The organism is Tsuneonella flava (assembly GCF_002870965.1).
GTDB lineage: Bacteria > Pseudomonadota > Alphaproteobacteria > Sphingomonadales > Sphingomonadaceae > Tsuneonella > Tsuneonella flava.
The window spans coordinates 614767-634876 of sequence record NZ_PHSO01000005.1; the positions used below are offsets into that span (position 1 = coordinate 614767).

14 protein-coding genes are annotated in these 20110 nt (G+C 58.6%); 5 read left to right on the forward strand and 9 right to left on the reverse strand.

The window, feature by feature from the left end:
• Window positions 1-166 precede the first annotated feature (166 nt).
• The 4 genes from CV013_RS09845 (at window position 167) to CV013_RS09860 (ending at window position 8947) form a co-directional block, all read left to right on the forward strand.
• Window positions 167-2209 carry a type I restriction-modification system subunit M gene (locus CV013_RS09845; RefSeq protein WP_102155056.1) on the forward strand — a complete coding sequence of 681 codons (2043 nt, stop codon included), beginning with the start codon at window positions 167-169 and terminating at the stop codon, window positions 2207-2209.
• 2 nt (window positions 2210-2211) lie between these two features.
• Window positions 2212-3477, forward strand: a complete 1266-nt coding sequence (locus CV013_RS09850; protein ID WP_157935756.1) for a restriction endonuclease subunit S domain-containing protein — start codon at window positions 2212-2214, stop codon at window positions 3475-3477.
• Window positions 3474-6707: a type I restriction endonuclease subunit R gene (locus tag CV013_RS09855; protein WP_102155061.1), complete on the forward strand. Its 3234-nt coding sequence runs from the start codon at window positions 3474-3476 to the stop codon at window positions 6705-6707. The genes CV013_RS09850 and CV013_RS09855 overlap by 4 nt, the downstream gene beginning before the upstream one ends.
• 92 nt (window positions 6708-6799) lie before the next feature.
• Window positions 6800-8947, forward strand: coding sequence for a GmrSD restriction endonuclease domain-containing protein (locus CV013_RS09860; protein ID WP_102155063.1), 2148 nt, complete (start codon window positions 6800-6802; stop codon window positions 8945-8947).
• Between the two features lie 29 nt (window positions 8948-8976).
• Here the strand turns inward: CV013_RS09860 and CV013_RS09865 are convergent, their stop codons facing one another.
• Both CV013_RS09865 and CV013_RS09870 read right to left on the reverse strand, forming a co-directional pair.
• Window positions 8977-10281 carry a type II toxin-antitoxin system HipA family toxin gene (locus CV013_RS09865; protein WP_102155066.1) on the reverse strand — a complete coding sequence of 435 codons (1305 nt, stop codon included), beginning with the start codon at window positions 10279-10281 and terminating at the stop codon, window positions 8977-8979.
• On the reverse strand, window positions 10278-10637 hold the full coding sequence (locus CV013_RS09870) for a helix-turn-helix domain-containing protein (protein ID WP_102155068.1): 360 nt from the start codon (window positions 10635-10637) through the stop codon (window positions 10278-10280). Before CV013_RS09870 ends, CV013_RS09865 begins: the two co-directional genes overlap by 4 nt.
• Window positions 10638-10780: 143 nt before the next feature.
• Here CV013_RS09870 and CV013_RS09875 point away from each other — a divergent pair, with 143 nt between their 5' ends.
• A complete protein-coding gene (locus tag CV013_RS09875) occupies window positions 10781-10990 on the forward strand; it encodes a hypothetical protein (RefSeq protein ID WP_102155071.1) in 210 nt (69 codons plus the stop codon).
• Between the two features lie 4 nt (window positions 10991-10994).
• Here the strand turns inward: CV013_RS09875 and CV013_RS09880 are convergent, their stop codons facing one another.
• Genes CV013_RS09880 through traW form a run of 7 tightly spaced genes read right to left on the reverse strand, consistent with a single transcriptional unit; the run spans window position 10995 to window position 20063 of the window.
• Window positions 10995-13697, reverse strand: a complete 2703-nt coding sequence (locus tag CV013_RS09880) for a conjugal transfer protein TraG N-terminal domain-containing protein (protein ID WP_102155072.1) — start codon at window positions 13695-13697, stop codon at window positions 10995-10997.
• Window positions 13698-13709: 12 nt separating this feature from the next.
• Window positions 13710-15146, reverse strand: a complete 1437-nt coding sequence (locus CV013_RS09885; protein WP_102155075.1) for a conjugal transfer protein TraH — start codon at window positions 15144-15146, stop codon at window positions 13710-13712.
• Entirely contained in the window at window positions 15136-15966 is an 831-nt protein-coding gene (locus CV013_RS09890) for a conjugal transfer protein TraF (RefSeq protein ID WP_198591850.1), read from the reverse strand. Before CV013_RS09890 ends, CV013_RS09885 begins: the two co-directional genes overlap by 11 nt.
• Window positions 15963-17696, reverse strand: coding sequence for a conjugal transfer protein TraN (locus tag CV013_RS09895; RefSeq protein ID WP_102155077.1), 1734 nt, complete (start codon window positions 17694-17696; stop codon window positions 15963-15965). The genes CV013_RS09890 and CV013_RS09895 overlap by 4 nt, the downstream gene beginning before the upstream one ends.
• On the reverse strand, window positions 17693-18445 hold the full coding sequence (gene trbC, locus CV013_RS09900; RefSeq protein ID WP_102155078.1) for a type-F conjugative transfer system pilin assembly protein TrbC: 753 nt from the start codon (window positions 18443-18445) through the stop codon (window positions 17693-17695). Before trbC ends, CV013_RS09895 begins: the two co-directional genes overlap by 4 nt.
• Window positions 18442-19455 (reverse strand): conjugal transfer pilus assembly protein TraU, encoded by a 1014-nt coding sequence (gene traU / locus CV013_RS09905; RefSeq protein WP_102155080.1) that lies wholly within the window; start codon window positions 19453-19455, stop codon window positions 18442-18444. Before traU ends, trbC begins: the two co-directional genes overlap by 4 nt.
• The gene (gene traW, locus CV013_RS09910; RefSeq protein ID WP_102155082.1) at window positions 19452-20063 is read right to left on the reverse strand and encodes a type-F conjugative transfer system protein TraW; all 612 of its coding nucleotides are present in this window, start codon (window positions 20061-20063) and stop codon (window positions 19452-19454) included. The genes traU and traW overlap by 4 nt, the downstream gene beginning before the upstream one ends.
• Between the last annotated feature and the right edge of the window lie 47 nt (window positions 20064-20110).

Here is a 20110-nt window from a genome sequence, read left to right on the forward strand (position 1 = left end):
CGCTCGCTTGGATCGACTGCTACAATCGCGACGCCTTCAATCTTGAAGCCAACCAGGGCAGTGGGGCGGATCGGACGGCTTCGGGCTACGGCGAAGATGGATTTGATATTTTTTGTGAGCCCGCGAGCTCCCGCTTGTAAGAACCAATCAGAACGAGACCTGAGCATTGAACACACAGACATCAACGACTGCAAAAGCCAACAACACCCACTCGTCACTCGCTGACTTCATTTGGAAGAATGCGGATGATCTTTGGGGCAATTTCAAGCACGTCGATTTCGGCAAGATCATTCTTCCCTTCACTCTTCTTCGACGCCTGGAGTGTGTTCTTGAGCCCACTCGGGAAGAAGCCGCCAAGATGCACAAAATGGCCATCGAAAACGGTCTCGATGTCGACGTCATCCTCCGTCAGGCAACTGGCTACCCGTTCTACAACACATCAAGCTACAGCCTCGAAACATTAGGGGCTGGCCGCACACGTCAGAACCTTGAAGACTATATCGCGAAGTTCTCCGGCAACGCGCGGGTAATCTTCGAGCAGTTTGATTTCATCAACACAATCAGTCAGATGGACAAGAAGGGCGTTCTCTTCAAGATCTGCCAGAACTTCGCTGCCATCGACCTCCATCCCGACGCCGTTCCAGAGCGGACCATGTCCAATGTCTATGAACACCTGATCCGCCGGTTCGGGGCCGAGGTGAACGAGGCGGCCGAGGATTTCATGACGCCCCGCGACGTTGTTCACTTGGGCATCGAGCTTTTGCTCGAACCGGATGATCAAATGTTTATCGACAACCCTGGCATCATCCGCACGCTCTATGACCCAACAATCGGCACTGGCGGCTTTATCTCCGACGGCATGGAGCACGTGCAGTCACTGCAGGATCGCTATGGTACCGCCCCGACACTAGTCCCCTACGGACAAGAGCTAGAATCCGAAACCCACGCGGTTTGTCTGGCAAGTATGCTCCTGAAGACGCTCAAGTCGGATCCCGGTCGCGATTTGTCCCAGAACATCAAGCTCGGCAGTACGCTCTCAGCCGACAAATTCCGCCACGAGAAATTCCATTACTGCGTCTCTAATCCGCCGTTTGGCAAGAAATGGGAATTGGACCAAGCCGAAGTCGTGCTCGAACACCGCGACCAGAAATTCGAAGGGCGCTTTGGCCCCAAGCTGCCGCGCGTCAGCGATGGCTCGATGCTGTTCCTGTTGCATCTGCTCAGCAAACTCGAAGACCCTGAAAAGGGCGGCGGGCGGGCGGCAATCGTGTTGTCGGGCTCTCCCCTTTTCAACGGTAGTGCCGGCCAGGGTGAGTCCGAAATTCGTCGTCATCTGCTTGAGCAAGACGTGGTTGAGGCGATCATTGCCTTGCCGACCGAGATCTTCTTCCGCACGGGGATTGGCACTTACATTTGGGTTTTGTCCAATCGCAAGTCAGAGGAGCGGCTGGGTAAGGTTCAGCTGATCGACGCGACCGAGATGTTTGAGCCGCTCCGCAAGAGCGAGGGCAACAAGCGGCGCAAAATCGGGGACGATCAAATCCGCGATATTGTGCAACTCTACGCCGACTTCGAATCGACGAAAAAGAGCCTCATTCTCGACGCGGAAGAGTTTGGCTATCGCCGAATTCGGGTGCTGCGCCCCCTGCGCCACAAAATCGTCGTCTCTGACCCCGGTTTTGAGGCGCTTGCTGAACACAAGGCTTGGGAGAAGCGCACCGATGATCAGCGGCAAGGCTGGTGCGAGGTGTTAGTGGAGCATGCCGGCACAGCCCATGACTGGCACTGGATCGACAAATTTGCCAAGTCGGTGGCGAAAAAGGACGCGAGCCTCGGCAAAGCCGATGCGGCGCTGATCAAGGCATTTCAAAAGGCCTTTGGCGTGCGGGACGAAGATCTTGACCCAGTGAAGGACAAAAAGGGCAACCTGATCCCCGACGAAGATCTGACCGATTACGAAAACGTACCCATGGGCACCGACATCCATGACTACCTCGAAACCGAGGTAACTCCCCACGTCTATGATGCCTATATCGACGAGACATACGTCGATGAAACCGATGGAGGCATCGGGATCGTTGGCTATGAGATAAACTTCAATCGTTATTTCTACGAATACGTGCCGCCGCGCGATCTGGACGCGATTGATGCGGAGCTGAAAGCAATCGAGGCTTCCATTGCTGCAGTTTTGGCTGAAGTAACGGAATGACTTTGCCCACGACCAAACCCACCCGCAAAGCAACGTGGATTGAATCGATTCCAGAACATTGGAACGAGGCACCCTTCTTCGCCCACACCATAGAGCGAAAACGCAAAAATACGGGAATGAAAAGCGATAATCTGCTTTCGCTGAGTTACGGCCGCATTGTTCGTAAGAGCATGGAAGCGAACGATGGTTTGGTCCCTGAATCATATGAGACATATCAAATCGTGGAGCCCGGCGAATTGGTATTCCGTCTAACCGATCTGCAGAATGACAAGCGTAGTTTGCGTTCTGCAATCAGCCTCGAGACAGGCATCATTACATCGGCATACTTGGCCGTTTCCCCTGTTGGAATATTGCCTGAATTCATGTCCTACTTGATGCGCTCCTATGATCTTCAGAAGGTCTTCTACGCGATGGGCGGTGGCATGCGTCAATCACTCAAGTACGACGATATGCGCCATCTGCCACTAGTATTTCCGCCACTCGAAGAACAATCATATATCGCCGAATTTCTCGACAACGAGACCGGACGGATTGATGGGTTGATCGCGCAAAAAGCGCGCTTCATTGCCGTTCTAGACGACAAAGAGAAAGCGATGATCTCGCATTTCGTCCGAAGGGGTATCGATCCTGGCGCACCAACGAAAGACAGCGGCGTAGAATGGCGTGGCATTGTGCCCGCGCATTGGCGGCGCGCGCGGATCAAGAATCACTTCAAGCAGGTAAAACGTCAAGGCTACGATGAGCTGACCGTGCTGTCCGTTTATCGTGAGTTTGGCGTAATTGAGAAAGCGTCGCGGAGCGATAACATCAACAAGACTCCAGAAGACCTCTCCAAATATCAATTGGTCGAGCCAAATGACTTGGCGATCAACAAGATGAAGGCCTGGCAGGGCTCAATGGGGATTTCTCCACACCTAGGTATCACATCACCCGACTATGTGGTGATGACGCCAATTGGCGAGCACAACCCCAAATATATGCACCATTACCTGCGTGCTCGGCCAATGCCTTGGGTTTATCGCTTGATTTCCAACGGTATTCGGACCGATCAATGGCGTATGGAGCCAGAGAAATTCTTAGAGCTGCCGATTTTCCTGCCTCCAATGGATGAACAGGAAGCGATTGCAAACCGAATTGACCTCGAATTGGATCGAATTCGGGATCTTATTGAAAAGACGGAAAGCACTATCGCGCTTTTGAAAGAAAAGCGCGCGGCGCTCATCACTGCAGCTGTGACCGGTAAAGTTGAGGTGAAGGCCGAAGCATGAGCGATTTGCACCATGAAAAACACCTTGAAGCCTATGTCGTCAAAAAGCTGACTGAACAGGGCTGGCTGCTCGGCGAAACCATAGGCTTTCATCAGGATACCGCCGTCTACACCGAGGATGTGGAGGCCTGGATCAAACAGACCCAAGGCCCCAAGTGGGAAAAGCTCGTCGCATTGAATGGTGAGCGTGCCCGCGAAACGTTGCTCTCGCGTCTGGATGCGGCTTTGGCGAAACACGGTACCATCCAGGTTCTGCGTCGTGGCTTTTCCATTGCGGGCTGCGGGCAGATCGATATGTCCGAGGCTGCACCCGAGGACCAGCGCAACGAGACAATCCTCGAACGCTATGCCGCCAACCGACTGCGTGTGGTGCCGCAGCTGAAGTACCATCCCGGTCGCGAGCTTGCGATCGATCTAGGCCTTTTCATCAACGGGCTGCCCGTCGCGACCGTCGAACTGAAAACTGATTTCACCCAGTCTGCCGAAAGCGCGCGCGAGCAGTATAAGCGCGACCGCCTGCCCGAAGACCCTGCCACCGGGCGCAAGCACCCGCTGCTCACATTTAAACGCGGTGCCATCGTGCATTTCGCGATGTCCGATAGCGAGATTTGGATGGCTACGAAGCTGGCGGGGGAGAATACCTATTTCCTGCCCTTTAACCGTGGCCATAACGGTAAAGGCGGCAATCCCCCTCGTGACGACGGCGAATACCCTGTCGCCTATTTCTGGGAAGAGATTTGCCAGCCGGATGCCTTCCTCCGGATCTTCCATAGCTTCGTCTATGTCGAGAAGAAGGATGTGGTGGACCTAAAGGGCAATTGGTCGGTCAAGGAGACGCTCATCTTCCCGCGCTTCCACCAGCATGACGCGGTCAACAAGATGATCGCAGATGCCAAGGAGAAGGGACCTGGCCAAGCTTACCTCTGCGAACACAGTGCAGGTTCGGGCAAGACATCTACGATAGCCTGGACAGCGCATGACTTGACCAAACTGCGCCATGACGACGGCAAGGCAGTTTTTGACACGGTGGTCATCGTGACAGACCGGACTGTGCTGGATGGCCAGCTACAAGACGCCGTCCAGCAGATCGACCATCGCAAGGGCATGATCGCTGCGATTGATCGAGAGACAAGCTCAAAGACAAAGACCGCACAGCTGACGGAAGCCATGCTGAAGGGCGTCCCGATTATTGTGGTGACTCTCCAAACCTTCCCGCATGCGATGGAAGCAATCCTGACGGAAACATCGTTGAGGGACCGCAGCTTTGCCGTGATCATAGATGAGGCACATACCTCGCAAACTGGCAGCACAGCCTCGAAGCTGCAGGCGACCCTCGCACTTTCGTCGGCAAAAGACACCGCAAATATGACGGTCGAAGAGCTTTTGACCGAGATTCAGAAAAGCCGCGCCCGCCCGAAAAACTTGTCGCATTTTGCGTTTACTGCGACGCCAAAGCACTCGACCTTGATGCTGTTCGGACGGCCGCAAGACCCATCCCGACCGGCGGCCCCAGATAATCTGCCGCGTGCCTTCCATAAATACGAGATGCGCCAAGCCATCGATGAGGGTTTCATCCTCGACGTGCTAAAGGGCTATGTTTCTTACAAGACGGCCTTCAACCTGGGGAAAGAACTAGAAGACAAGAAGCGCGTGGACGGCAAGGCAGCCAAACGGGCGCTCGCCAAATGGATGAGCCTGCATCCCACGAACGTCACCCAAAAGGTGCAGTTCATCATGGAGCACTTCCGGCACAACGTATCACCTCTCCTTGATGGAAAGGCGAAGGCAATGGTGGTGACGAGCTCGCGTGCAGCAGCTGTTCGCTACAAGAAATCTTTCGATGTCTTTGTCGCGGCCAATCCTCAATACAAAGACGTCCGCGCGCTCATCGCTTTCTCGGGGAAGCTCAGCGGCAAGGACGTCATGCATTCCGACGACGCACAAATTGCTGGTGAGCTGTTCGTATGTGACGAGGATGCGGAATTCACCGAAAGCAACATGAACAGGGGCGTTCAGGTCAAAGACCTTCGAATCGCATTTGATCGTCCAGAATTCAGGGTCATGTTGGTGGCCAACAAATTTCAGACGGGTTTCGATCAGCCGAAGCTTGTCGCCATGTATGTCGACAAGAAGATCGCGAACGAAGTTGAGATCGTTCAAACGCTGTCGCGCCTCAATCGCACATTCCCAGGAAAAGAAGAGACCTTCGTCGTAGACTTCGTGAACGACCCAGAAGCAATCCGAGCGGCCTTCAAGAAATACGATTCAGGCGCGCAGATCACCGAAGTTCAAGATCCCAACGTAATCTACGATTTGAAGGACACACTCGACGCGCAGGGTCTTTACTCGGATGAAGACATCGAAGCCTTCAAGATAGCTCGCTTCGAAACGGCCAAGACTTTCGACACCGGAAAAGAAGATCACCATAAGGCGATGTTTGCGGCCACCCAAAGGCCGACCGACAAGTTTAACGCTCGCCTCAAAATGCTGCGTGAGGAAGCCGAGCGGTGCGAATCTGAATTTCAGAAGGCAACCGAAGCGGGAGATGATGCCACCGCGAAGAAAGCCGAGCATGAAAGGGTGCAAGTAGAAGAAAGCATTGGTGGATTGCTAGAGTTCAAATCGGGCCTGTCGAGATTCTCCAGAACATACACATACATTGCTCAACTGCTCGATCTCGGGGATCCGAGCATGGAGAATTTTGCGGCCTTCACAAAACTTCTCGCAAACCGCCTTAATGGCGTCCCCCCTGAGCACGTCGACTTAAGAGGTATTTCCCTAACGGGCTACGACATCAAAAAGAATGATGCTCAAGGCGAAGGCGGAGATGATCCCGATCCGAATTTAAAGCCCGTGGGAGCCGGTGGATCGAAATCGCCAGGGAAACTTCCTGTCTACCTTCAAGACCTTATCGAACGACTGAACGGGATCTTTGGCGAGGCTGCTCCAATCAAGGATCAAGCGAGCTTCGTGAACCAAATCGCGTCGATCACTCGCGAAAACAGTATCGTGAGGGCCCAAGTCAAGGAAAACTCCAAAGAGCAGGCTTTGAAAGGAAGCCTTCCAGGAGCGGTTCAAGGAGCGGTGGTGCGTGCGATGGGCTCAAACAATGCTCTGGCCACGCATCTCCTCAAAGAGGACAGGCAGGGCCTAGGTATCCTTACCAACCTTATTTACGATCTGATCAAAGAGGGCAGAGACATCGATCTTGGAGATCTCGATGGTGCATGAACCGCACAAAAAGCTCTGAATAAAACGTCCGGATGGCCAGGCAGTTGGAGCCTGATAAGAGATACAGTGTGTTGGGAATTTAGGAACACTAGATGAAGATTTCTCAGGCCCTAGACAAAATCGACGAGAAGCAGCTCTTTGTGCCGGCCTTTCAACGCGAGTACGTTTGGAAGCGCGACGATGCGAAGCAGTTGGTGGACTCCCTTATCAAGGAATATCCAACGGGGACGATGCTGACCTGGGAGACTAACAACCCTCCCGAATTGAAGGGGCCTCACAAATACGATGAGAAGCAGGGCGCTGTAAGGATCCTTTTGGACGGGCAGCAGCGGCTGACAACCTTGTATATGCTCATTCGTGGAGGTTTGCCGCCCTACTATACTGCTCCGGAAATTCTCAACGACACGCGCGGCCTTTATGTGAATGTCGAGACCAGAGAGCTGGAGTACTACAAGAAGCTCAAGATGGAGAACGATCCGCGCTGGCAGAATCTGACCGATATTTTTCAGCGCAAGATCCGAGCTAAGGATGTCGTCCGCGCTTTGGAAGACAAGGGCGAAGAGGTGACTCGCGAACGCGACGATCTGATCGACGACAACGTGAAATCCATCGAGAACATCCTTGACCGGGAGTTCCCCGAGCAAACGATACCGGTGAAGGCGACAATTCGCGAAGCGATCGACATCTTCTATAAGGTCAATGCGAGCGGCGTCTCGTTGACCGAGGCCGAATTGGCTCTAGCCCAGATTTCAGGTTATTGGCCTCAGGCGCGTGACACGTTCAAGGCAAAATTGACCGAACTCGAAGGCAGGGGTTACGTCTTCAAACTTGATTTTGTCGTCTACGCCCTGCTCGCTTGTTTGCACCATTCCGGTTCGAATATGCGACTTCTGCATGACCAGGCCAATGATGCGCCCATCCGGGCGGCTTGGAAGAAGCTCGAAGAGCAAACTCTCGATTACGTTGCCAATATCATGCAGTCCCATGCATTCGTCGATCATACGGACGAAATCAACTCGGTGTATGCACTGATACCGATTATTGCTTATTGCTATCAACAGGATAGCCATCTCTCAGGGATGCAGATTAAGAAGCTGGTCAAGTGGTTCTACTATTCCCAGATCCGCTATCGCTACATCTCTCAGCTGCCCCAGAAGCTCGATCGTGATCTCCGCGTGATCAAGGAATCCGATCAACCATTCGATGAGCTGCTGCAGGTCATAAAGGACGAACGGCCCCTAGAGATTGTCGCCGATGAGTTCGTTGGGCGCGCGATATCGCATCCCCTATTTCCGATGATGCGATGGTACTTCAAGAGTCAGGGCGCAACTTGTCTGACGACAGGAGTCAAATTGGCTCAACCCATGGGAAAGAAGTATCAGCTCGAAAACGATCACATTTTCCCGTTCTCGAAACTGCGCGACGCTGGATACGGCAAAGAGAACCGTTTGAAGTATTCCCTCGCGCAAGAGATCACCAATCGCGCCATTCTCACACAGATCGCCAATCGAGCGAAGAGTGCGACGAACGCAGAAGATTATCTTGCAGAAATCGACGATAAGAATCCGGATGCGCTAGCCAAGCAATGCATCCCTTCAGATCCAGAGCTCTGGAAAATCGAAAATTACGAGAGCTTTCTCCACGCTAGGCGAACGATGCTGGCGAATGCATTGAATGGGTTCTTGAGCTCGATCACCGAAACCAAAGAGGCGGAGGCACCCATCACACTGGCTGAGATGATTGCCGAGGGTGAAAGCGAAGAGTTGGAGTTCAAGCAAACTTTGCGTTGGGATATCAAGGAAGCCAAGGTCAACAAGGGTCTCGAGCAGGTCGTTGTCAAAACTATTGCCGCATTTGCCAATAGTTATGGTGGCGGCACACTGCTCATCGGCGTTTCCGATGTCGGTGAAGCAGTCGGTCTGGATCATGATTATGCGTCGCTGGGCGATGCCGACAAAGACCGGTTTGAAATTCACCTGCGCAACCTTTTTGCCGATGCATTCGGGCAAAATTTCACCGCTTCGAAACTGAAGATTGCATTCCCCGAAGTGGAGGGCAGCGAAATTTGTCAGATTGATGTTAGGCCAGCCGATGCTGCGGTGGTCATCAGCGTTGCCGACAAGAACGGGTTAAAATCCGAAAAGCTGTACGTTCGGAGTGGCAACTCTTCACCGGAAATGCCCATGAGCGAAGTGCAGGCCTTCCTTGGAAAGCGCTTTGGTTCAACCGCTTTGCTTTAGGCGCGCAAACCATTCGGGGCAGGATCAGCTCATCTCAGAGGAATGTCGCGGAAGCCGTTCTGAGCCTTGAGTGCCATTTTTGGGGGAACACCGGCAGTTCGCGTCAACTCGCTCCACTTCGCGAGGGCTGAACGAATGTCTGAGGCAATGGATTTGATTTCGGCTGTCTTGAGATCGGCAAATTTCCCGAATTCTAGAAGATCGTCGAACTCGAAACCGTCCGTTTTGCCGGCCAGAGAAATCTGGTGCTCGTTGGTCCAGTCCCCGTCAGGATTGTAGGCGTAGACGACATCGAATGCGGGCGAGAGGCTCCAGTGACCCGAGCTATCCATGAGGAAGGCGATGTTCTTGGTGTGGTCGTCCTGGTTGCGAATGAAGACATTGAGCAGCGCGCGGCGCACCTGCTCCTTGATCGCTTCGCGTCCGAGACCGAGCATGCGGATGGTCTCGATCGCCTGCTCGTAGCTATAGGCCCGAGCGAGGTTGAAATCGAAATGGCGCATCGCGCAAAGCGACTGCATGTGGAGCTTCTTGCCGTCAGGCGTGCGGTCGAAGCGCTGGGTCATGAAATGCGCCCGCCCACCTTCTTCGTGCAGGCGAGAGCGAGCCATGTCGATGCCAGCCTCTCGGGCTAGCAGATAGCAGGCGTACTCAAGCCGGCCGAAGCCCATCGGGTCGGCAAGTTCCTTGTCAGCATTGCCCGACACGCCGTCGAACTTGACCAGCCATTGCGTGTAGCCGGGCCCGGCAGTCAGCTGCCCTGAATGGAATTCTCCGGTCGCCTCGTTCCAGGCGAGGACGGCCTTGGCCCGGGCGCCGCCGGCGGAGGTTCCGACGCGCAGGATCTCCTGGAGTGCGCGGTGATCATCCTCTCCCTTGAGCACACCGGCCAGTTCTTCACGCGCGGCAATGACCCTGTTGGCGAGCTCGATAAGCGGAGCGATATCGACCGGCCGGCCCTGTTCACGGCGCTCACCGGTAGCAGGCTCGAATTCGAGCGCGCCCATGCCTCGGCGACCAGTATAGCAAAGGCGCTCGACCGGATCGAAGCTGTCGGCTGTGCGGCCCTGCTCGGCAAGCCAACGGTTGATCAGGGCGTTACCAAACTTGTCGGGCAGGCTATCGGCCAGCATGCCCGGCAGCCCTATGAAGGTCTCGTAATTCAGCGCGGGAAAGTCGTAGACGCCACTTCGTAAGGGCATTGTGAGCGGGGCGACTTCGATACCGCTGCGGCTGAATTCCGGAGTGTATTCGAAAACCCCGACATCGCGATCCTCATCCCACAGGACGGCGCCGATCTGACGGCCCCAGAGATTGACTACGGCACGCGTCATGGGGCCTCGTCACCCCAGCTCCATTGCTCGCCAGCCTCACCTTCAGATGACTTGCGCACCCTTTGCCGCGCCTTGCCGGTGTCGGACCGGGGATCGAGCGGGCTCAGCTTGGCGTCCGGCATGACATCCAGAAGGCGGTCTTCAATTTCAAGCGCACGCATGATCCTGGCAAGGCTATCGATGGTCCCGCCATTGCCGGCTTCCAGGCGGGCGAGCGTTGAACGCGAGATGCCAGCCATTTCCGCAAGCTCGGCCTGCTTGAGATTGCGTGATATGCGATATGCTTCGATCTGCTTCCCGAGGTCGGATAGCAGTACCGAGAGAGGGCGCAGATCTAGTGAATCATAATGTGGCATTATCGAGACATTATCTCCGATATGGAGCGTTGTGTAGCGATTTTGCGTCTTTACATGAAGGCACTTAATGTGTCAATATCGAGACCTAAATTCGCTTGTCACCGATAATGCATCAAAATTGCTACTTTATTTAGGTCGGAGTGATGGAAATGGATGATGAGAAGGGTCACAATGACCAGACGGACTGGAAGGGCTTACGAGAGATCGACCGTGCCATCTCCGAAAATCGCCTCACGTCCTACTCATGGAAGAAGGCCTGGGCCGACCCATGGGGGCGGGTTGGCTTCATTGCATTCGCGATCCTTCTCATAGCATTCATCATCTATGTGGTGATCTACGACTTGGTGCTTTGACCACCTACCATTCCTTGACGTCGTCGGCAGCTTCCTCGCTTGCGCCCGTGGCGCCCTGCGTTTGGCGGTCCAGGTAACCTCGAACGGTACCAATCCTTCCACGACCCTGCTGGCGAACCCGCTCGACCTCATCCGTGATGTCGGACCGATCAGGAGCATTGGGCATTGAGGGAATACCCGCAGAGCCCACGGCTCCTCTTGCGCGTACCTGCCCAGCACTTCCGATCCCGGGGCGGCTGACAGGAGCGAAGTCCGGCAACGAAAGGTCGGCTTCGATGTCGTCTTGCAGCCGATCAGCATAGCTTTCGACAAACCGCGATTGCAGTTGTTGGCCGCGCGCGCTCATCTGAAACTCGATGTCGTCGAAGCGCACCGGCCCGTAATAGTCGCGATTGGCTTCCATCTCGGCCATGCCCCATTCGCGATAAGCCTGGCTTAAGTTCAGCGTGCCTGCGGCGCTGTTGGCCTCGTACCAGCTGGCCTGATTCTCGAGGCGACTGGCCATCTCTTCGGCCCGACGCGCCTCTCGCGTATAGCTCTCGGCTTCGGTCAGCGATCGACTGAGACCCGACGAGCTGGTCGATACCTGTGATACCGAGCTTGAACTCGTCTCGCGCAGAAAGCCTTCACGCGTATTCGACCAGTTGCGGCTATCCGAAAGCTGCCGCAGCGTACCCATGATCCTGCCGCGATCTTCCGAGGCGATCCCGATATCGCTGTCCGTCCAAGTCTGATTGCGACCACCCCGCAAACCAGCAGACGCCTGTACCGGCCCCCTTTCTCCCTTCAAACCAATTCCAGCGTCACCATTCAAGAACCAAGACACGGTAATGTCGTCTGAGGCGCGCCGGGAAAGGCCGAACTGCTGCTGGAGCGTCCTTGAGGCATTGTCGACTTCGCTGAATGCCGTGCCGATGCTGTCGTTCGTGCCGACGCCTCTGACCGTGTCGGAGCTCTGACCCTGGCTGTAGGCATTGCGGATTTCGCTGAACCGGGTGAGCGCAGAGCTCGTCGATTGCTGGGCGAGGTTGGCATAGGTCTCGCTCTGCGTCCGGCTCTGGCTCGCCATCGTTCCGAGGCGGCCGGTGAAGTCCTGCCCCAGTGTCGGCGTGAACGGATAGCTTGAATTCGGGACAGCAGCGAACTCTCCATCGGGGAAGCTGGTGGTCTGCGTGCCGCTGTCGCTGAAACCACGCGTCTGTGCCGCGCCATAGGCGATGTTGGGTGCAAGATTGCCCTGCGTAAACTGGCGGGAAAACACCGTCGAATTGTCGATGTTCGAGTTGCCGAGTGAGACATTGCCGGTGCTCGCTTCGCGCGAGGCTTCCTCGGCCGCGTTCTGACTCGGGTTGAGATAACTCGTTGCCTGGCCCGAAATCGCCAGCGCACCACGTGCCACCCCACCGGCAAGGAACGGGATCGAGGCGACAAGATAGCCCGCCAAGATGCCGATATCGCTGTTGACGTCGCTCATGCCGGCAAAGGTCGCCAGGCTGAGGCCGGTGCTGCCGCCAGCGGCGGTGACATCGCCCGCGCCTTTGAACATCAGGATCATGTGCAGGATGACGAAGAGCGGTCCCCACGCCGCAAGATAGAAGAAGCCGGTGACGTAACCTCTCAGTGCGATGGGTCCGGTCCGCGGCATCAGGAACAGCGGAAACAGGACAGGGAACAGCGCGTAGAACACCACTGTCAGCACGACATTGAGGATCGGGACCCATTTCATCGCGTTGTGCGCGATCGAGGAATAGGTCCGCTCGGTCTGAATATCGGCCCGGGTCTGCGCGAAGACATCAATGCTGCCGGTGCCGCTCGCCCCTGCAAAGCCGTGCATGGCCTGGTTCATGGCATTGATCGTCAGCACCTGCCGGAAGATGTCGCTCGCGCTGCGCGAGATGCCGGTGAGATACTGATAGGCAATCGGGAGATCGGCCATGAGCTTGGCCTTGGCGAGCGCTTCGGTCTGGCGCGGATAGAGCTGACGCCCCGCGACAAGCGTCATCTCGTCAATCAGGCTCGCCCATTGCCCTGAAAGCGCGGTGTAGGCTTCGCGGCACGTGATGATCGAGGCCGTCACGCTGTCGTCGGCCTGCCGGGTCAGGAATTTCTGCGCGCGCGCCGCACTACCCGGTGCGATCGTCGCCCAGATGTCATCGCTCTCGGACAGCTCCTTCATCGAGTAGCGACCGAGCAGCAGATCGTAGAACACGCACTGCCGGACATGCTCGTCGAAGTTCGCGGCAAACTCCGGATCGGAAATGCGCAACGACCGCGTCGATTCAAGCAGCCGTGCGCCATAGATCATGCCGTTCTTCGAGTAGTTGAGGTCGTCCGGCAGGCCGAATACGAGCTCGGCCGAGCGGGTCAGATAGTCCCCCGCCTGGCTGGTGAAACTTGCCATCAGGGCAAGCCCGAGCGGGACATTGGCCACCGTTGCCGGTGCAAGACTGGGATTGACCCGGTCGGTCACATGGACGTCCATGCGCGGCACCATCAGGCACAAGTAGATGAGCGTCGCACCGAGGAACCAGTTGAGCCAGGCACGCCAGTCCTGGTTGAACGCGACCACGATGACCGCGAGCACCATGCCCATCACCAGCGCGACCTGAATGAGGCTCTTGTAGCCGCCCGCACCGGTCCAGGCGGCAACGGCGTTGAGGACATTGACGATGTACTCGCCGCCGCCGACCGTGAAAATCTCGACCATGCTGCCTGACCCTTATGGAACGATGGAGCGGGACTGCATCCCGCGCGACCAGTCGAGCGCGGCGGCCATCGACGGCGACATCGAGGCGGCGAGCATGTTCTCGATCATCGCGGTCTTCTCGATGATCTGCATGATCGCGGAGACCCGCGCCTGTCCGGTCGCTTGCCGCTGGGCGAGGCTCGATCGCACCTCGGCGACCTGAGCGCGCCAAATCGCGAGTTTCGCTTCATCGGCCGCAATGAAGCTCGCCATCGAGCGTCCAGCCTCAGCGGTGATGCGTTCGAGAATGGCATAGAGGAGATCGATGCTGGCGATCTCGGCCAGCGTGTCTCGGTCGTCGGTTACCATCCCGCGACCATAGGCCGCCTGCACGGTGAGGATCTTGTAGAGCGGCACCGATGCGACCTGGAGCAGTTCCTTCTCCTCGTCGCCGATCGCTGTGTCGCTGCGGATGGCCTCGACCATGCTGCCGATGAGCCTGGCAACGCGCGGCCGGATGGCCTTTGCGCTCGAGAGGCTCATCTGCTGGAAGGTGGGGTTGAGGCACTGGTCGGGCTCGTCGCACTGGAACACCCGCACCGACTGGCCCTGCGTCCCGTCGAGCAGTGCGGTCACCAGCGTCGAGGAGGCGTCGCCTGCGAAAGGCACGAATTTGCCCGGTTCGTCGTCGCGAGGCGGCACGTAGATCACCGTGCCGATGAGCGTCATCGCATACTCGGCAAGATCGCGGTCGAAGGTGCCACCGGGGTTGAAGAAGGCGCTCTGCTTAAGGACATGCCAGGTGTAATTGCGCGGCACACCGGGATTGACGTCGGCATAGTCGGCGCCGGCACCCTCGTTGGTCGAGGCGCGCTGGCCGCGCGTCCCGCAGCCGTGTTTGGCGGCGGCATAGTCGGTGAAGATGCCTTCGGAATTGCCGATCGCTTCGCAAATCGCCTTGTCGGCGAGATCGCCCTTGGGCCAGACGCCGCCGACCAGCCCCTGCGCCATCTCACAGGAGTTGATCGAGAGGTTGTTCATGAGCTGTGCCTTCTGGCTGAACTCCTGCATGATCTTCGAGCACTCGGGGCAGACGGTATCGATCGCCAGACTAAAGGCGAACCCCACCGCATTGTTGGCGACGGCCTTCAAGAGCGCGACCATCTCGCTCGCGTTGATGAAGGAGAACGACCCGGCGAAGATATCGATACCGCCGCAACCAGCGCGGGCACGCGGCAGCTGGAGATTGGCGATGTTGGTCGTCTTCTGCGGGAAGCGCGTCCAGACATTGCCAAGGCTGTAATAGCCCGCCGACTGTCCTTCGAACGCGCTCGGCCCGGTGACATTGGCCGCAGCGCCCATGTCGTCCATGAAACGGTCCATGCTGTCGCCGACGTTTGCGGCGACGGGGGACGCGACCATGCTGGCGGCAGCTATGGTGAGCGCCACATTGCGGATGCTAGTAATCATGTCCGGCTTCCTTCGAGGTGAGGAGGTAGATGCGGTCCTGCAGCTCATCGGCCGAGAGGACGCCGTATCCGATCGGGATCGGGCGCCTGGCCACGCTGTCCCACAGCACGAGCGCCGGGGTGATGCCGGGCTCGAGCCCCATGCGCGGCCGCTGGCCGCTTTCGACCTTATAGTCGGGGAAGTGCCGGGACGGTCCGCCATCGGTCGAGATCGCCCGGACCGTGATATGCCAGCGGTCCGCCACCGAGCGCACGATCGGGCTCATCACTTCGCACGCGCCGCAAGTCTGGGCGAAGAAGTAGAACAGGCCATAGCGTTCGGAGAGCCTGGCCATCACCGCGTCGCGGTCGGCAGCGCGCGCGTCCTGCCATTGCTTCTTGGCGAGCGCGCCGACCGGTCTCTCGAGCGTGTAGTCGAGCTCGGGGTCCTGCCAGATCGCACGCTGCCAGACATCCGAGAACAGCGAAGCCCGGTCGAGCTGGGCACGCTGGAAGCGGATATAGGCGGTGACGTTTTCCGGTGTCGGATAAAGGATCGCGCGCGCCTTGAGTTCGCGCAGTTCTCCCGTGACCGCGTCGAGTTCTTGCGTGGCGGTTACCTGGGCCGGTGGCTGCGCCATCTGCGGCGCCTCCGCCGGCACCGGCCTGACGCAATAGAACCAGTAGCCGAGCCTGCGCTGTTCGCAGTAGAGGCTGTCTGCTGAGGCAGCTGGCTCTGCCTGGCGCGCTTCCTGCGCAACTGCCCGAACGGGAAGCAGTGCAGCGAGACACATGGCCAATACTGGGAGCGCCAGCATCAGCAGTGATTGGCGGCGCGTCATTGGCCACTCCTTGCGTAATAGTCTTCGATTTTCTGCTGGATGAGGATGCTGGTCTCGAGCTCGTCAGGGAGTCGTGCAGCCTCGGTGAACTCGGCATAGACTTCGCTGAAATCCATCTGGCTGAGGTCGAGCCGGGCGAACTCGTCGAGCGTGAACCCCTCGCACTGCTCCTCCTTGGGCTTGTCCCAGGGCTTGGGCAGCTGGCGGCGGCCCTGTTCCTGCAGGATCCGCGAGAGCTTGCTCTCGAAGCAGCAGTAGACCTTCTTCTTGGTCAGACAGACGCCGAGGAACTTGTCCGAACAATAGGTCCCGACATAGGCGCACAGCCCCTGCGCATCGCGTTCGTGGAGCAGTACTTCCTCGCGGCTGCAGCCGAGCGCGACGAGCAGGCTGATGCCGGGGATGAGCGGGAAGCCCTTGCCCTTGCAGCAGTTGAGCACCCCGAAGACCTTGGAGGAGCAGGTGTTGCGCGTGCCGCGGAACAGCGTCAGCGTCTCAGGATCGAACTGGCCGCGGGCCTCGTCCATCGCATGGAGCGCGGTGACGGCATCCTTGAACTCGTCGTTCGCAGTCCGCTCGATCGTCTCGCAGCTGCCATCGATGCAATAGACATCGCCGTCGCAGACATACTGGGTGGAACTGTCGGTACCAGGAAGCGGGCACTCGTAGATGCGCTCCCAGGTCTCGCAGGGGTCTTCGTCAGTGAGGCATTCCTCGCGGACAAAGCGGCAGGTGTCCTGGCTTTCGATGTCGGAGCAGTCGGTCGCCGCTTCGCGGGCGATGCAGGTGTAATTGCGTTGCCATTCCCAGCATGGGCGTGTGACAGAGACGCCATCGACTACGCGGGTCTGCGGATCGGCATCGGTGCAGATCTCTGCGTCCAGCGTGCAATCGCTATTGTCCGCAAGACCTGTGCACTGGCTTTCGTCAGGGGTCGTCGTGACGGTGGTCGCCGTGGCGATGCGGTAGGGCGTTTGTCCTGCGACCTCTTCGTCGCAGGTCAGCTCGGTAAGCGGATCACCGGGCTCGGTGCACCACTTGCGGCCGCCGGACCATCCCCACTGCAAGCAAGGACCATCGCGGTGTCCGGTCACCCGGCAAAGAGCGCCTGAAAACTCTTCGCAATCCGGCTCGCCTGACAGGTTGAAGCTGCCCAATGGGCTGCAAACATAATGATACTGGGGGCGCCGGGTGACCGCGGCGACGAGCGGCACCGTGCATTGGCCTGCCGACTGATCGATCCGTATGCCCGTATTGCAGGTCGCGGTATATGTGCCCGCCGCCCCCGAACCAGGCGGCAGCGGCACGCACGATCCCTGGCTGCCTGAAATTGCCATGCCGCTGGTGTAGTCGAGCGGCGTCTCGTTGATCGCGAGGCTGCGGGCAATCACGTCCTCGATCTCGTTCGGCTCGAACCTTGCGCGATTGGCCATGCTGTCGCGGATCGTCCGAATCGGCGTGCTGGTTGTGGCAGCGCTGCGCCCGCGGGCCTCGATCTGGTCGGGATCGCGCGCAAGATCCTGCAGGTCGCGCGTCGCTTGCGGATCGAAATTGGGAACGCGCGCCGCGTCGGGATTGGTCGTTGCGGCATCGCGCGCCTCGCCCAGCAGCTCGGTGGCAAAGTCCTTGCCATCGGCTCTTGCCGCATCGCGGGTCTGAGCGTGAATGGAAGCCGCGCTTGTGAGGGCGACGAGTGCAGCAAGAAGATTGGCGAGCGTTCTGCCGGTCATGGCCGTTCCTCCCTCGAGAGCTGGCTGAGATGGAGGCGGGCAAGCTCGGCGCCCGGGCCCTTGCCCAAGGCAAAGGTCTCGAGGACTTCGCCCACGCTGATGTTGCCGGCGATACGGTCGTGTGGCGGCACTTCGCTGGTGCAATCGAACCCGTCGCAGGGACTGAACTCAGTGCTCAGCATGACGAAGCTCGGTGCGGCCTCGATTTTGAACGCGCGGAACAGCCTTGGATCAATGCCGAGCGAGCCGGCTTCGTCGCGGGTGCTCCAGATGGCAGCCAGGCGCTTCTTGAACGCCTCGCTGTTTCCTTGCGGGAACCCGCGCAGCACGGTGACGCCGCCGGCCCTGGTCATGTCGTGGACCAGAGCCTTCAGCGCCTCGGGCGGCATCGACAGGCTGGCAAAGGCAATGAAGCGTGGAGTTCCCCCGAGCGATGCCTTCTCGGCGGCGGCTTGCCCCGCGATCATCGCATCGAAGTCGAGGACGGCGTTTGTCTCGATTGCCTCGATGCTGTCCGCATAGGCTGCGCGATTGGCCTGCGCTTGCGTCTGGATAGCCTGTGCATCCTCGGTCAGCGCCTCGGCGCGTTGGCGGACATTGGTGCTGAGCGCCTGCGCATCGTCGGCGTGTTCGGCCGCACGCTCGCGGATCGCTTCGAGGTCGATACCTTCGGGCGCACTCTGGGCGAGAGCGAGGCCGCCGAGGGTGACGGCAAGGCCGACGGGCAAAAGGAGGAGGTGCTTGTTCATAGCGCGCAGCAGTTCCGCTTGCGCCAGACGAGATATCCCATGTCCTCGCCGATGGCGGGGATGACCTGTCCGGCCGATTGAAAGGTGGTGGAGGCGCCGATGGGCGGGCAGGCGTGACGGCCCGAGGTCGCCGGGTTGGGGTTGGTGGCCTGGAAGCGGTATTGCTGCTTGCGCATCACCGGCATCAAATATTTGCCGCACAGGCCCTTGGACCCCATCGTCCCCCACGAGACGAGTTCGCGGTGGAGTTTGTAGGCAAAGCGCGAGAGCACGAGCCGCGAGGCCTGGACATGCCCGATCGAGGCCGAGACATTGCCGTTCATCGGATACATCGAACCCTGGCAGCCCGCGCACCAGAACATCTCGTCGATCGGCAGCTTCGCGGTCGAGGCGACGCAGTCGGCGGCGCAGGCGGCGAGCGCCAGCGGGTTGGCGAAGAGCACGGCCTCGGGGTTGATGATCGCGGTGAGCTCGGAATCCTGCCACAGCGGATCGATCTCGGAGATGTAGAGAATGTCGATCGAGCCCGTTTCCAGGCACAGGAAATCGGCGACGATCTCCATCCAGTAGATCAACGGATAGGCATACCAGTGGACATGCCAGCTCGAATAATACTGGCTCGCGCCGCCCACCGCCGATGGACCCGAGATCGAGCGGAAGCCGATATCGAAGCCCGGATCGAGTTTCATGCCGCCGAGGTTCACGAAGCACCACGGCTTCATGCTGACATCGGCAAGCCGAACGGGCTCCCAGAAGCCCATCGCGATCCCTGGCCTCAGACCGCACAGGCACACCGGCAGATCGGGGTTATCGGGATCGGCCCGGCTCGACGGCCAGATGTCCAGCCCGCCGATCGAGATCGGGAACAGGCACGACCAGCAGATGTCGGTGATCGGATTGACGAAGTTGCCGGTGCAGCGACCGGGACCGGCATCGGCCATGGCGGGTGTTGCGGTGGCGAGACCAAAAATGGCGGCCAGCAAGAGCGCCAGCTTTCTTAAGTGCGTCATTGGGCTGTCCTCCTTTTCGGTGGCAGCGCGATTTCGCTGACCTCGAGCAGGCGGCCCTGCTGGCGCACGCGTGCGGGCACCGACCTGATCCCGAACCTTTCGGTGAGCTTGCCGCCCTGGTCGAAATAGAAGCGGCGCTGGCGAGCCTTCATCAGCTCGAGCGGCGCGCCCTTCACCAGGATCAGCTTGGCATTGGCGTCCTGCTTGAGCGCCCAGGTGAGCTGGTCTGGATCGTCGCCGTCGAGGAACAGGAGATCGGCGCGAAGGCCGACGCTGTCGAGCGGATTGACCCTCGTGCCAGCGGCATGGATCAGCTCGCCTTTTGCCCCGCGGATATCGGCAGCGAGCGTAATCGTCGGATCGAAGTGCCAGCGCCGCGCTTCGCTGGCCCGGACGATCCCGGCGACGGGATCGGGCCGGCCCACCCGCGCGATCGTGCGGCGCTTCAGGTCTTCATTGAGTCGCGTGGTCTCGCCCGAACGTTCCATATGAGTCAGGCGCGAATGGATCTGTTCGAGGAGGTCGCGCTCGATCACGGGAAACACCGTGCCGCGCTGGCCATAGTCGCGCGCTAGCACCTCGGCAGGGCAGAGCAGCACTGCAAGCAGGGTTGCGGGGAGGACGAGCTTGCTTGTCCCCCGTCAGCGCCTATGGC

What these genes read in the sequence shown, in the direction of transcription:
- CV013_RS09895 (WP_102155077.1), bottom strand. Translation starts at nt 17,696, where the DNA reads ATGACCGGCAGAACGCTCGCCAATCTTCTTGCTGCACTCGTCGCCCTC.
- CV013_RS09890 (WP_198591850.1), bottom strand. Translation starts at nt 15,966, where the DNA reads ATGACGCGCCGCCAATCACTGCTGATGCTGGCGCTCCCAGTATTGGCC.
- CV013_RS09885 (WP_102155075.1), bottom strand. Translation starts at nt 15,146, where the DNA reads ATGATTACTAGCATCCGCAATGTGGCGCTCACCATAGCTGCCGCCAGC.
- traU (WP_102155080.1), bottom strand. Translation starts at nt 19,455, where the DNA reads ATGACGCACTTAAGAAAGCTGGCGCTCTTGCTGGCCGCCATTTTTGGT.
- CV013_RS09855 (WP_102155061.1), top strand. Translation starts at nt 3,474, where the DNA reads ATGAGCGATTTGCACCATGAAAAACACCTTGAAGCCTATGTCGTCAAA.
- CV013_RS09870 (WP_102155068.1), bottom strand. Translation starts at nt 10,637, where the DNA reads ATGCCACATTATGATTCACTAGATCTGCGCCCTCTCTCGGTACTGCTA.
- CV013_RS09865 (WP_102155066.1), bottom strand. Translation starts at nt 10,281, where the DNA reads ATGACGCGTGCCGTAGTCAATCTCTGGGGCCGTCAGATCGGCGCCGTC.
- CV013_RS09860 (WP_102155063.1), top strand. Translation starts at nt 6,800, where the DNA reads ATGAAGATTTCTCAGGCCCTAGACAAAATCGACGAGAAGCAGCTCTTT.
- CV013_RS09880 (WP_102155072.1), bottom strand. Translation starts at nt 13,697, where the DNA reads ATGGTCGAGATTTTCACGGTCGGCGGCGGCGAGTACATCGTCAATGTC.
- trbC (WP_102155078.1), bottom strand. Translation starts at nt 18,445, where the DNA reads ATGAACAAGCACCTCCTCCTTTTGCCCGTCGGCCTTGCCGTCACCCTC.
- CV013_RS09875 (WP_102155071.1), top strand. Translation starts at nt 10,781, where the DNA reads ATGGAAATGGATGATGAGAAGGGTCACAATGACCAGACGGACTGGAAG.